This is a genomic window from Pseudomonas sp. BNK-30, from assembly GCF_047456185.1.
In the GTDB taxonomy this organism is placed as follows: domain Bacteria; phylum Pseudomonadota; class Gammaproteobacteria; order Pseudomonadales; family Pseudomonadaceae; genus Aquipseudomonas; species Aquipseudomonas putida_E.
The window spans coordinates 364,465-376,955 of the sequence record NZ_CP179904.1; the positions used below are offsets into that span (position 1 = coordinate 364,465).

Sequence of the window (12,491 nt, forward strand, 5' to 3'; positions counted from 1 at the left end):
TGACATATCCGGTTAACCCATTGGGGCTGCTGCGCAGCCCATCGCCGGCAAGCCGGCTCCTACAGGTACAGTGCTGGCCTCCAGAGCTGTGCGGTCCCGGTTGGAGCCGGCTTGCCGGCGATGGGCCGCGAAGCGGCCCCACGCGGTCAGGCGTCCTGATAGCTCTCGATCGACGGGCAGGCGCACACCAGGTTGCGGTCGCCGAACACGTTATCGACCCGGCCTACAGGTGGCCAGTACTTGCCTTCCACCAGGCTTGGCAGCGGGTACACCGCCTGTTCGCGGCTGTAGCCGTGGGCCCACTCGCCAGCCAGCTCGGCAGCGGTGTGTGGAGCGTTCTTCAGCGGGTTGTCGTCCTTGTCCAGGCTACCGTTCTCCACGGCGCGAATCTCTTCGCGGATCTGGATCATCGCATCGCAGAAGCGGTCCAGCTCTTCCTTGGCCTCGCTTTCGGTCGGCTCGATCATCAGCGTGCCGGCTACCGGGAAGGACATGGTCGGGGCGTGGAAGCCGAAGTCGATCAGGCGCTTGGCCACGTCGTCGACGCTGATGCCGCTGGTGTCCTTGAGCGGGCGCAGATCGAGGATGCATTCGTGGGCGACCAGGCCATTGCCGCCGGTGTACAGAACAGGATAGTGCTCTTCCAGGCGGCGGGCGATGTAGTTGGCATTGAGGATCGCCATCTGCGAGGCACGCTTGAGGCCGGCACCACCCATCATGCGGATGTACATCCAGGTGATCGGCAGAATGCTGGCGCTGCCGAACGGTGCGGCGCATACCGCCCCGTCACGGTTCTGCAACTGAGCGTGGCCGGGCATGAACGGCGCCAGGTGCGACTTGACGCCGATCGGGCCGACGCCTGGGCCGCCACCGCCGTGCGGAATGCAGAAGGTCTTGTGCAGGTTCAGGTGCGAGACGTCGCCGCCGAACTTGCCCGGTGCGCACAGGCCGACCATGGCATTCATGTTGGCGCCGTCGATGTACACCTGGCCGCCGTTGTCGTGAATGATCGCGCAGATCTCGCCGATCGCTTCTTCGAACACGCCGTGGGTCGACGGGTAGGTGATCATGATCGCGGCCAGGCGCTCGCGGTGCTCGATGGCCTTGGCGCGCAGGTCCTCGACATCGACGTTGCCACGCGCGTCACACGCGGTGACCACGACGCGCATACCGGCCATGTGTGCTGTTGCCGGGTTGGTGCCATGAGCCGAGGAGGGGATCAGGCAGATGTCGCGATGGCTTTCGCCGCGGCTGCGGTGGTAGGCGCGGATGGCCAGGAGGCCCGCGTATTCGCCCTGGGAGCCGGCGTTGGGTTGCAGCGACACGGCGTCGTAGCCGGTGGCGGCGCAGAGCATGGCTTCCAGCTCGGTGGTCATCTGCAGGTAACCCTGGCTTTGCTCGGCCGGGGCGAACGGGTGCAGGTTGCCGAACTCGGCCCAGGTCACCGGGATCATTTCACTGGCGGCGTTGAGCTTCATGGTGCACGAGCCCAGCGGGATCATGCTGCGGTCCAGCGCCAGGTCCTTGTCGGCCAGGCGGCGCAGATAGCGCATCAGCTCGGTTTCGCTGTGGTAGCGGTTGAACACCGGGTGTTCGAGGATGGCCGACTGGCGTAGCAGGGCGGCAGGCAGGCGCGAGCCGGTGCTGGCGGCCAGGGCGGCGAAGTCCGGTTGTGCCTGTTGGCCACCGAACAGCTGCCACAGCGCCTCGACGTCAGCCTGGGTACTGGTTTCGTCGAGCGACAGGCCCAGGTGGGCGGCGTCGATCTGGCGCAGGTTGATGCGCTGGGCGCGTGCTTTGTCGTGCAGGCTTGCGGTAGCGCTGCCGGTGGCCAGGGTCAGGGTGTCGAACGCGGTTTTTCCGACCACTTGCACGCCGAGGGTTTTCAGGCCGGCAGCGAGGATCGCGGTCAGCGCGTGGGTGCGTTCGGCGATGCGCTTGAGGCCCGCAGGGCCGTGGTACACGGCGAACATGCTGGCAATGTTGGCCAGCAGCACCTGGGCGGTGCAGATGTTGCTGGTGGCCTTCTCGCGGCGGATATGCTGCTCGCGGGTTTGCATGGCCAGGCGCAGGGCAGTCTTGCCGAAACGGTCGATCGACACACCGACCAGGCGGCCCGGCATGTCACGCTTGAATGCGTCGCGGGTGGCGAAGTAGGCCGCGTGCGGGCCGCCAAAGCCCAATGGCACGCCAAAGCGCTGGGCGCTGCCGATGGCAACGTCTGCTTCGAACTCGCCCGGTGGGGTCAGCAGCGTCAGGGCCAGCAGGTCGGCGGCCACGGCGACAAGGGCGTTGGCGCCGTGCAAGCGCTGCACCAGCTCGCGGTAGTCGAACACCTCGCCATTGCTGGCCGGGTATTGCAGCAGTGCACCGAAGAAGGCGCTGACGTCATCGAGTTCACGCTCGTCGCCCACCACGATCTCGATACCCAGTGGTTCGGCACGGGTACGCAGGACGTCGAGGGTCTGCGGGTGGCAATGCACCGAGGCGAAGAAGGCATGGCTGGCCTTGTTCTTCGACAGGCGCTTGCAGAAGGTCATGGCCTCGGCTGCCGCGGTGGCTTCGTCGAGCAGGGAGGCGTTGGCGATCGGCAGGCCGGTCAGGTCGCTGATCAAGGTCTGGAAATTGAGCAAGGCTTCCAGGCGGCCTTGGGAGATTTCTGGCTGGTAAGGGGTGTAGGCGGTGTACCAGGCCGGGTTTTCCAGCAGGTTGCGCAGGATTGGTGCCGGGGTGTGGGTGTTGTAATAACCCTGCCCGATATAGTTCTTGAACAGCTGGTTTTTACCGGCGATAGCTTTCAGCGCGGCGAGGGCATCGGCCTCGCTCTGGCCGTCTTCGGCGCCCAGTACGCTGGTGCCCTTGATGGCGTCGGGGATGACTGCGGCGGTCATGGCCTCCAGCGAGTCGAAGCCCAGGGTGGCCAGCATGGCCTGCTCGTCTGCGGCGCGTGGGCCGATGTGGCGGGCGATGAATTCGTTGGCGGTGCCGAGGTTGATGGTCATCTTCGGGTTCCTCAGGCGTCGTCGTTGGCTTTGATCAGGCGGTCGTAGGCATCCTGGTCGAGCAGGGCAGCCACTTCATTCATGTCGGCCGGAAGGAAACGGAAGAACCAGCCTTCGCCCAGCGGGTCTTCGTTGACCAGCTCAGGGCTGTCGTTCAGGCCGTCATTGACGGCGACCACTTCACCGCTCAGAGGCATGTACACGCCGCTGGCGGCTTTGACCGACTCAACGGTGGAGGCTTCGGCACCTTTGTCGTATTGCTGCAACTCCGGCAGTTGCACGTAGACCACATCGCCAAGGGCGTTCTGGGCGTAGGCGGTGATGCCTACGGTGACGCTACCGTCAGCTTCGACGCGCAGCCATTCGTGATCTTCGGTGAAACGCAACTCGCTCATGGGGAATCCTCGGGAAGCAGGGCGTTGGGCGCGGTGGGTTCGCGCTCTTGGGTTGGGATTCCCTTAGCAATAATGCGGCCAATCGTAAAAAAGCCTTATAAAACAATAGGTTAAATATTGGTCGTGATCATTCTGCAATTTTTTTGGAATGAAAACGCTACAGTTGGCGAGAAAGGAAAAAGAGTTTGGGGATCAAACCCTTGCACAGACGGATTTGAAGGGGTTTGTATTGATTTCAATACGGTGTATTGAAATCAATACAATGAGGCGTTTGGGCTTAGCCCGCAACGAAAAACGGCAATGCCAGGTACAGCTTGATGACGATGACATTGATGATGTCGATGAAGAATGCTCCCACCATCGGCACCACCAGAAACGCCAAATGCGAAGGCCCGAAGCGGTGGGTTACGGCTTGCATGTTGGCGATGGCGGTTGGCGTGGCACCCAGGCCGAATCCGCAATGCCCGGCTGCCAATACCGCTGCGTCGTAATTGCTGCCCATGACCCGGAAGGTGATGAAGATCGCGAACAGCGCCATGAGCAACGTCTGTGCGGCCAGGATAATCAGGAAGGGCAGGGCGAGTGCCGCCAGGTCCCACAACTTGAGCGACATCAGTGCAATGGCCAGGAACAGCGACAGGCTGACGTTGCCCAGCACTGAGATTTCACGCTCGAATACCTGATACAGACCCAGCGCTGAAAGCACGTTGCGTAACAACACCCCGACAAACAAGACGCAAACGAATGTTGGCAGTTCGAACGCCGTGCCCAGTAGTTGGCCATTCAACAGGGTGCCGCCGAGCAGGCTGACTGAAATCAGCGCTAAAGTCTCGATGAACGAGAAGGGTGTGATCAGGCGTTCTTTTTCGGGCTCTTCAAATCCCTTGGGCAAGTGAGGCGTTGCTTGGTCCACGCCAGGGATCTTCACACGCTTGATCAGCAGGCGGGCGACCGGGCCGCCGATCAGGCCGCCCAGCACCAAGCCAAAGGTGGCGGAGGCCAAGGCCAGCTCCGAGGCGGAGGCCAGGCCATATTTTTCGCTGAAGGTACTGCTCCAGGCCGCGCCCGTGCCGTGGCCGCCCGACAGCGTGATGGAGCCGGTCAGCAGGCCCATCAACGGGTCCAGCCCCAATGCCGTGGCCAGACCGATGCCCATGGCATTCTGCACCAGCAGCAAGCCGGTCACCACGACCAGGAAGATGCCGACCACGCGCCCGCCTTTTTTCAAACTGGCGAAGTCTGCGTTCAGTCCGATGGTGGCGAAGAACGCCAGCATCAACGGTGCTTGCAATGAAGTATCGAATTGCACTTTCAGGTCGAAGCTGCGTAACACCAGCAGGATCAGGGCAACGACCAGGCCGCCTGCAACAGGTTCGGGAATATTGTAGGTTCGCAGGACAACGACACGAGTCACCAGGCCATGGCCCAGTAACAGCACCAGGGAGGCGGCGACCAATGTGCCATAGAAGTCGAGTTCAAGCATGAGAGGCGCTCTCTCCATAACAAAGAAGAGCGTCATTTTCGCAGCAGTGCTTGTTGAAGTATTGGCTGGGCCTGTAGGAACAGTCTGAAACCTGATTGCGAAAAGTTTAATCCTTGCCAGGACTACCATGATTTGCGCACTGCTGCGTCATCGGGGATGCGATGTTTGCAGCAGTCCCGCCATTTTTCGGGCAAATCGAAAACGGCCGGCCGATCAAATCCTTGTAAGCTCGCACTCAAACGATCGGGTATCAAAAATGCTAGCGTGTACCCAAATCGATACGCATCAGATCAGTCATGTGCTTTAGGTAGTGCGGGATGGAGAGTGGGGCGAGCCGATCGAGCAGCGTTTCCATGTAATAGGGTGGTTACCTATTTTTAATAGGCGGTGGTTGGGGCAAGTACCTGTGTATCAGTTATTTGTTCCTTGCTTGTAGGATTTGTCTATTTTCAAGTACTCATCTCTTTTTTCTTGGGCTGGCGTATTAGGCTGAGTGCTGCGGTGCAACACTTTTTGCGTTTTATTGAGGGTGGCAGGGGAGTTGGCTAAGCCACTTTTCTCGGTTTTGCTCGTCCTGAAACTTATCAATAGCAATCGCAAGTCTTGTGACTGGCGCATACGAGGCTAATGAGATTTTATCAAGGAGATATAATGGCCCGAAAAAAAAGACAAGTCATATTGCCACCAACCTATGTCGGGGCACAACCTTCACGCCCTGGGGCTTCTGCTCCTGGAGGCAGTGTCGCCAATCATGTGGGACCGATTTTGGAGGGGTTTCAGATATCAGCCGCTGGCGCAATGAAAATCGCTGATGATGCAGCCAGGGTCGTTTATCTTGAGAGCTTGTCTGCACTGGTTGGCAGGCTTGAGCAAGAAATCGCCATTGTACGTAAAGAACGGGGTGGCGCTCAGCGGTCACATATCGAAAGCCTCCAGGAAGATATCGCTGCTCGGTTAGTCTTGTTGGGTAGAAAAACAGCAGATCTGGAGCTGCAGCAAACACAGGCGAATAGTTATTACGGGGCTTCTCCGTTTGGAAGGAAGCCTGAGGAATACGCCCATGCTACCTTCAGGAATATTGCAACTGGTCTTATTAAAATAACGAGTGCTCAAGAAGCTCTCAATGCTGCGTATCGTGCCGCGTATATGGTGCAGTTGCGAGAAGCCGAAATACAGATGCTTCAAGCGCAAATAGCAGCGCTGCAACAAGCTCTTCACACTGCGCAGGAGCAACTCAGAGCGGAAACTGAGGCCCAAGCTCGGGCCAAGGCAGAGGCAGAAGCTGCGGCTCGGGCCAAGGCAGAGGCAGAAGCTGCGGCTCGGGCCAAGGCAGAGGCAGAAGCTGCGGCTCGGGCCAAGGCAGAGGCAGTAGCTGCGGCTCGGGCCAAGGCAGAGGCAGAAGCTGCGGCTCGAGCCAAGGCAGAGGCAGAAGCTGCAGCCCGAGCTCAGGCAGAGGCCCAAGCCGAAGCTGAAGCATATGCCAAAGCCCAAGAGGCGGCTGAGAGGGCGTTGACAGAGCAGGCCACGCGTCAAGCCAACACTTATAAAGCCACGCTGTTTGAGCTATCGGCAAACGCAGCCATCGTTATGGCTACGGGAGCGGCTCCAGCGCTAGAGGCTGGCGTAGCACTGGGCACGGCCATTCGTTCCGCCGTCGCATCGCTGAGTGCCGCTTCGATCGAAGCTGTGGCTGGGCCTTTCCTGGTAGGTACCTTCGCACTGCTCTACGCCCCCAAATTGGGGAATGGTGAGTTACCGGACAACTACGTTCTGAGCGCGCCGCTGACCGATCTCACGGTCGAGCTCAATGTTGCTGCCCAGGCTGCGGCCATCGAGCGAGGTGCGGTCGATCTGCCCATGCGGATGGGCGACAAGCGCGAGCAGGTCGGGCCGACCGAGCTGTTCGCCGCCCGCACCGATGGTGCCCTTATCACTTCTGCAGTACCGGTCCTGGCGGCGCAGTACGACGCGCAAAACGGTCAGTACATCGTCACCACTGATGACGTGCCACCCAGAACACTGCTTTGGACGCCCGCAGTCGAGCCGACTGACAGTTCCACAGCCTTGCCGGCCACACCGCCCCCCATAACGGCGCTGGTTGGGCCGACGCTGGAGCCGCTCGAAGGCCGGCTCGACATCTATCCTGACCTGCCAGATATTGGGTTCGATGACTATGTCATCATCTTCCCGGCCGACTCTGGGTTGCCGCCTCTTTATGTGATGTTCAAAAGCCCCCGGAACATGCCAGGGGTGGTGACAGGTAAAGGGCAACTGATACAGGGTCAATTTCTGTATGAAGGGAATCGCGAGGGGGCTCCGATTCCTGCTCAGATCGCCAGTGAGCTGCGAGGGAAAAAATTCAGCAGCTTCGGTGAATTTCGCAGGCGGCTATGGCAGCTGATTGGTCGTAGTCCATTATTTGAGAATCAGTTCGGGCTCGGCGATCTGCTGATCATGCGCAGAGGCTTGGCTCCGCTGGCCGATCCAGATGAGCGGATAGGCGCAAAAATTAAATACGAAATCCACCATGTAAAGAGGATTGTTGATGGTGGTGGCGTATACGATGTCGACAATCTGAGGATTGTGTCGCCAAAATCGCATGTTGAAATTCATAAAAAGAGGTAGCGACTGTGACTAGAGTAATATCTGATTACACGGAAAAAGAATTCTTTGATTTGGTCTATGCGATTTATCATGGTGATCCCAGATTTTACCCAACCGACCGAGCCCACACCAAAGGAATTTTGGAGTTCGAAAGATTGGCAGAACACCCTGCACGATCTAATCTGATTTTTCGGCCTGGAAAGGTAGGTATTAAGGACTCTCCCGGTGATGTGGTCAAAGAAGTAAAAAGATGGCGCGCTGAGCAAGGTTTGCCTGGTTTCAAAGAGTCGTAAATGCTGTAAGGAATTCCCGGTCGCTGCCGGTCGGGAATTCCCAGTCACACAATCTTCACTTCTGAGCTGACGCTAGTTGCCTTCTTTGATCAGCCTGCGGCAAAAAAACGGTAACGCCAGGTAAAGCTTGGCGATTTCAAAGGCTGAGTGCAACACCGGGCTTCATTGAAGTAAGGATGGGCTCTCATGATGCCGAGCCATCATCTGCGTCATCATCTCGATTGGGCATTGGTAATCAAAACGCTGGCGCGGCCGAATATTCAGTTCATACGCAATGGCATCCAACTGCTTCTGGCTATGCCCAGACAAGTCGGTGCCCTTGGGCAGGTACTGCCTAATCAGGCCGTTGATGTTTTCGTTGCTGCCGCGCTGCCAGGGGCTATGCGGGTCGCAGAATTAAACAGCCACTCCGGTACGCTGGGTGATGTCGGCGTGACGCACCATTTCCCGGCCCTGGTCATAGGTCAACGTTTTACGCGCTGCCAGAGGCATGCGGTTCAAGGCGGCACTGAAACCTTCGACCGCCGAAGTCGCTGTGGCGTCATGCATCTTGATCAGCATCAGGTAGCCCGTGCTGCGCTCTACCAACGTACCGACCGCAGAAGCATTGGCTTTGCCCTTGATCAAATCGCCCTCCCAGTGGCCGGGCGTCAGACGATCTTCTGCCTCAGGCGGACGAACATGGATGCTGACGAGATCAGGGATTTGGCCACGGCGGTCTACCCCGCCAGTGCGGGGGCGACGACTGGTTTTACCTTGCCGCAAGCAAATGATCAGCTCCTTGCGAAGCTCACCCACCGGCAATGCATAGATGGCGTTGTAGATCGTTTCGCGGCAGACGTAAGCGTCTTCAAGCTTTGGGAATTCCATGCGTCGGAGTTTGCCGGCAATTTGCTGAGGAGAAAAGCGCTGTCGCAGCAGGTAGGCCACCAGATCGAACAGTTCGCCACCTGGTTCAAGCTTGCGCGCAGGACGGCATGCTTTGCGGCGCAGGCGCATCTGTTGCTGAGCCTGGCTGGCAGAATAGGGCGAGGGCCTGGCGGTGTTACGGCGAAGCTCACGACTAATGGTCGAGGGCTGCGATCAAGCATCTGGACGATCGCTCTTTGGCTCAGGCCCTGAAGCTGGCCGAACTGGATCGTGATGCGTTCTTCAATACTGAGTTCTTGGTAAGACATAGGGGCACCGTACCGGATTGGTCAGGTGTTGCACTCAGTTTTTGCCGTCGCCCCTTTGAAAGATGGTGGCGCGGTTTACGATTTCGACAATCTTAGAATCACAACCCCAAAAAATCACGTGCGGATACACAGAAATAAAGGTGCCGATCAATGATTCTCAAGAATAAAATAGAAGAGTATACAGAGGCTGAGTTCACTGAGTTTCTGAATGAGTTTTTCGAAAACCCTAGCCGACTCAAAGGCGACGTACTGGGGGCGCATATCAATCGACTGACCGATCACTTTGAAAATATTATCGACCACCCATACAAAAGTGGTCTGATTTTCTATCCTGCAGAGGGGGTGGAAGACAGTCCCGCCGGAGTGATTTCAGTTTTGAAAGCGTGGTTCGTTGCTAATGGAAAACCCGGTTTCCGCGAAGACTGAGTCAATGCTTGATCTGTTTCGATCATTAGATTTAAAGCCCCTTCTCGGAGTAATCCGAGAAGGGGTGATGGTTGCATCATTAAATTTTCGCTTTGGGAATTCCATACTTACGCAACCGCTGGGCTATCGCGGTATGCGAAGTCTGCAAGCGCCCCGCCAGTTGCCGGGTCGATGGGTAGCTGGCATATAACCGTTGCAGCAGTTCACGCTCGAAATCCCCCACCGCCTGTTCCAGGCTCGCGACCTCGCCATCCTGGCCACGCGCCACCGATGTCCCGGCGATGTCCAGGTCGCCGATATCCACCAGGTTGCTTTCACAGATGGCCGCCGCGCGGAATATCACGTTTTGCAGCTGGCGTACGTTGCCCGGCCATGGGTTGGCCAATAATGCCGAGTGCGTGGCCGGGGTCAGTCGGCAGGCCGGGCGCTGGATCTGCGTGCAGGCCTGCTGCATGAAGTAGTGCGCGAGCATCAGAATGTCCTGGCCACGGTCGCGCAAGGGCGGTACTTGCAGGTTGAGTACGTTGAGGCGGTAGAACAGGTCTTCTCGGAACGTTCCCTCGGCAACCATGCGTTCAAGGTCGCGATGGGTGGCGCTGATGATGCGTACATCAACCTTCACCTCACGGTCGCCGCCCACACGGCGAAAGCTTCCGTCGCTGAGAAAACGCAGCAGTTTGGCCTGCAGGTATGGCGACATCTCGCCGATCTCGTCGAGAAATACCGTGCCCTGGTTGGCCAGCTCCATCAGCCCGGGTTTGCCACCGCGCTGGGCACCGGTGAAGGCGCCTGGGGCGTAGCCGAACAGCTCGCTCTCGGCCAGGCTCTCGGGCAGCGCGGCGCAGTTGAGGGCCAGGAAAGGCGCCGCTTGGCGGCTGCTGATGGCATGGCAGGCGCGGGCCACAAGTTCCTTGCCGGTGCCGGTTTCGCCGTGTACCAGCAGTGGGGCATCCAGGGCCGCCACGCGCAGGGCGCGGGCCTTGAGGGTGCGGATGGCCGGGGACTCGCCGAGCAGCCCATCGAAGCCTTCGGCGTGGTCGTGGTGCAGGGCAGACAGGCGCTCGCCCATGCGGTTGGGCGGGTACAGGGTCAACAGGCCGCCGGCGTTGGTGATGGGCGTGGCATCGAGCAGCAGGCTCTGGCCGTTGAGCTGCATCTCGCGCATCGGCAGGTGGAAGTTGTTGTCCAGCAGGGCCTGCAGCAGGGCGGGGTCACCGAACAGTTCGCCAACAGACCGCCCCGCTGACTCACGACCGCACAGGGCGATCAGCGCGGGGTTGGCCAGCAGCACCAGGCCTGCACTGTCGACGGCCAGCACCGGGTCGCTCATGGCGGCCAGCAGGGCATCGAGCTGCAGGTGGCGGCGCTGGCCAGGGAGGATATCGACCACGTCCACCGACTGTACCCCACGTACTTCGAACAGCGCGTCGTGCAGTTCTTCGAGAACGGCGGGGCTGAGGGTCGGAGCGTCGATGTAGACGTTCGGCGGGACCATCTCTACGGCGTCCAGGTTGAGGTTGCGGGCACCGAGCAGGGCGAGGACTTCCTGGGTGATGCCGACGCGGTCGATGAAGCTGACGTGGATGCGCATGGGGAGGCGGGGGGTTATGGCCGGGGAGGGCAGTAGTATGCCTTGGGAGCAGTGTTAAACCCAATCGCCGGCAAGCCGGCTGCCACAGGTACTCCGCAGAACCTGAGGCAGCGGGGTACCTGTGGCAGCCGGCTTGCCGGCGATTGGGTTCACTCTAAATGTTCAGGCTTGATCGAGTCGCCGGACTTCACATCCAGCTTGGCGCGGATGTCCTCGAACATCTGGTCGTAGATCTTGTGCGGTGAACCGAGCGTTTCGAATTTCTTGTGCGGTGGCAGGTGTGACTGGGCCTTGCGGCTTAGCACCATCAAAAAGCTCGGCAAGACCTGATCTTTGGGCAGGTAAAACTTTTCATCCACCGGTTTGCCTTCGATGCTGCCATGCAAGCGGAACTGGATACCTCGGCCTTCCCTGGGATCCTGAGTCGCTTCGTACTCGATGTTGAGGTCGTAGCTGTGGTCATTGGCGTTCAGCGCACTGCGCTCGATATGCACGTGACCAGGTTGGTACTGGGCCATGGCGGAATCCTCCGGAGGGTCGAAAATGGCGGGCGGCCTGCGCCCGCCTACTGCATTCAACGGTAGCTGATGCCTGGCGTGGCCGTTGAAACACGGGTGCCGGCGGTGCCTTTGACGATGTCCTCGATATTCTCCAGCGAGCTGATCACTGCGACCTTGCCGGTGGCGCGGGCGAAATCGCTGGCGGCCTGCACCTTCGGCCCCATGGAGCCGGCGGCGAAGCCCAGGCGTTCGAGCTCGTCGGGGTGGGCCTGGGCAATGGCTTTTTGCGTGGGTTTGCCCCAGTCAATGTAAGCCGCATCGACGTCAGTGGCGATTATCAGAAGGTCGGCTTCCAGTTGCTCGGCCAAAAGCGCCGAGCACAGGTCCTTGTCGATGACCGCTTCGATGCCTTTGAGCTTGCGGTTTTCATCGTACATGGTGGGGATGCCGCCACCGCCTGCGCAGATCACGATGCTGTTTTTTTCCAGCAGCCACTTGATCGGGCGGATCTCGAAGATGCGCTTGGGTTTGGGGCTGGCCACCACGCGGCGGTATTTGTCGCCGTCGGCCTTGACCACCCAGCCTTTCTCCTTGGCCAGGCGTTCGGCTTCTTCCTTGCTGTAGACCGGGCCGATGAACTTGGTCGGGTCCTTGAAGGCCGGATCGTCGGCATCGACTTCGACCTGGGTCAGCAGGGTGGCGAACGGCACTTCGAACGCCAGCAGGTTACCCAGTTCCTGTTCGATCATGTAACCGATCATGCCTTCGGTTTCGGCACCGAGCACGTCCAGCGGGTAGGCTTCGTCGGGTTTGTACGACAGCGCCTGCAATGACAGCAAGCCAACCTGGGGGCCGTTACCGTGGGCGATGACCAGCTCGTTGCCGGGGTGAATCTTGGCGATCTGCTCGGTGGCGGTGCGGATATTGGCACGCTGGTTGTCAGCGGTCATGGGCTCGCCGCGGCGCAGCAGGGCGTTGCCGCCCAATGCAACAACGATACGCATGGGAATGTCCTTTGC

At 59.4% G+C, this 12,491-nt stretch carries 10 protein-coding genes and 1 pseudogene; 4 read left to right on the top strand and 7 right to left on the bottom strand.

Translation table 11 applies throughout. The annotated features are described in order from the left end of the window. Positions 1-146: 146 nt before the first annotated feature. The 3 genes from gcvP to gltS form a co-directional block, all read right to left on the bottom strand. Complete coding sequence (gene gcvP / locus ACMGGN_RS01720) at positions 147-3,002, bottom strand: aminomethyl-transferring glycine dehydrogenase (RefSeq protein ID WP_414156406.1); 2,856 nt, start codon at positions 3,000-3,002, stop codon at positions 147-149. Between the two features lie 11 nt (positions 3,003-3,013). Beyond that, positions 3,014-3,397: a glycine cleavage system protein GcvH gene (gene gcvH, locus ACMGGN_RS01725; RefSeq protein ID WP_161872185.1), complete on the bottom strand. Its 384-nt coding sequence runs from the start codon at positions 3,395-3,397 to the stop codon at positions 3,014-3,016. 277 nt (positions 3,398-3,674) lie between these two features. Then, on the bottom strand, positions 3,675-4,880 hold the full coding sequence (gene gltS, locus ACMGGN_RS01730; protein ID WP_115273957.1) for a sodium/glutamate symporter: 1,206 nt from the start codon (positions 4,878-4,880) through the stop codon (positions 3,675-3,677). Between the two features lie 651 nt (positions 4,881-5,531). Between gltS and ACMGGN_RS01735 the strand changes: the two genes are divergently transcribed. Beyond that, positions 5,532-7,505, top strand: a complete 1,974-nt coding sequence (locus tag ACMGGN_RS01735) for an S-type pyocin domain-containing protein (protein ID WP_414156407.1) — start codon at positions 5,532-5,534, stop codon at positions 7,503-7,505. A 5-nt stretch (positions 7,506-7,510) separates the two neighbouring features. After that, positions 7,511-7,777 (top strand): bacteriocin immunity protein, encoded by a 267-nt coding sequence (locus ACMGGN_RS01740; protein ID WP_279930722.1) that lies wholly within the window; start codon positions 7,511-7,513, stop codon positions 7,775-7,777. Positions 7,778-7,939: 162 nt separating this feature from the next. On the opposite strand, the pseudogene ACMGGN_RS01745 reads toward ACMGGN_RS01740, so the two are convergent. Continuing rightward, positions 7,940-8,955: pseudogene (locus ACMGGN_RS01745) on the bottom strand (IS30 family transposase). Between the two features lie 25 nt (positions 8,956-8,980). On the opposite strand from ACMGGN_RS01745, the gene ACMGGN_RS01750 reads away from it, so the two are divergent. Both ACMGGN_RS01750 and ACMGGN_RS01755 read left to right on the top strand, forming a co-directional pair. Beyond that, positions 8,981-9,109, top strand: coding sequence for a hypothetical protein (locus ACMGGN_RS01750; RefSeq protein ID WP_414156408.1), 129 nt, complete (start codon positions 8,981-8,983; stop codon positions 9,107-9,109). Further along, positions 9,106-9,381, top strand: coding sequence for a bacteriocin immunity protein (locus ACMGGN_RS01755; RefSeq protein ID WP_414156409.1), 276 nt, complete (start codon positions 9,106-9,108; stop codon positions 9,379-9,381). Before ACMGGN_RS01750 ends, ACMGGN_RS01755 begins: the two co-directional genes overlap by 4 nt. 79 nt (positions 9,382-9,460) lie before the next feature. On the opposite strand, the gene ACMGGN_RS01760 is transcribed toward ACMGGN_RS01755, so the two are convergent. The 3 genes from ACMGGN_RS01760 to arcC all read right to left on the bottom strand — a co-directional run bounded on the left by ACMGGN_RS01760 (position 9,461) and on the right by arcC (position 12,476). Next, on the bottom strand, positions 9,461-10,972 hold the full coding sequence (locus tag ACMGGN_RS01760) for a sigma-54-dependent transcriptional regulator (protein ID WP_115273959.1): 1,512 nt from the start codon (positions 10,970-10,972) through the stop codon (positions 9,461-9,463). A gap of 149 nt (positions 10,973-11,121) precedes the next feature. Continuing rightward, entirely contained in the window at positions 11,122-11,490 is a 369-nt protein-coding gene (locus ACMGGN_RS01765; RefSeq protein ID WP_281870086.1) for a DUF5064 family protein, read from the bottom strand. A 56-nt stretch (positions 11,491-11,546) separates the two neighbouring features. Further along, positions 11,547-12,476: a carbamate kinase gene (gene arcC, locus ACMGGN_RS01770; protein WP_281870087.1), complete on the bottom strand. Its 930-nt coding sequence runs from the start codon at positions 12,474-12,476 to the stop codon at positions 11,547-11,549. Between the last annotated feature and the right edge of the window lie 15 nt (positions 12,477-12,491).

Bases quoted from the DNA above. Each gene is read 5' to 3' on its own strand.
- gcvH (WP_161872185.1), bottom strand. From the start codon at position 3,397: ATGAGCGAGTTGCGTTTCACCGAAGATCACGAATGGCTGCGCGTCGAA.
- arcC (WP_281870087.1), bottom strand. From the start codon at position 12,476: ATGCGTATCGTTGTTGCATTGGGCGGCAACGCCCTGCTGCGCCGCGGC.
- gcvP (WP_414156406.1), bottom strand. From the start codon at position 3,002: ATGACCATCAACCTCGGCACCGCCAACGAATTCATCGCCCGCCACATC.
- ACMGGN_RS01735 (WP_414156407.1), top strand. From the start codon at position 5,532: ATGGCCCGAAAAAAAAGACAAGTCATATTGCCACCAACCTATGTCGGG.
- ACMGGN_RS01760 (WP_115273959.1), bottom strand. From the start codon at position 10,972: ATGCGCATCCACGTCAGCTTCATCGACCGCGTCGGCATCACCCAGGAA.
- gltS (WP_115273957.1), bottom strand. From the start codon at position 4,880: ATGCTTGAACTCGACTTCTATGGCACATTGGTCGCCGCCTCCCTGGTG.
- ACMGGN_RS01765 (WP_281870086.1), bottom strand. From the start codon at position 11,490: ATGGCCCAGTACCAACCTGGTCACGTGCATATCGAGCGCAGTGCGCTG.
- ACMGGN_RS01755 (WP_414156409.1), top strand. From the start codon at position 9,106: ATGATTCTCAAGAATAAAATAGAAGAGTATACAGAGGCTGAGTTCACT.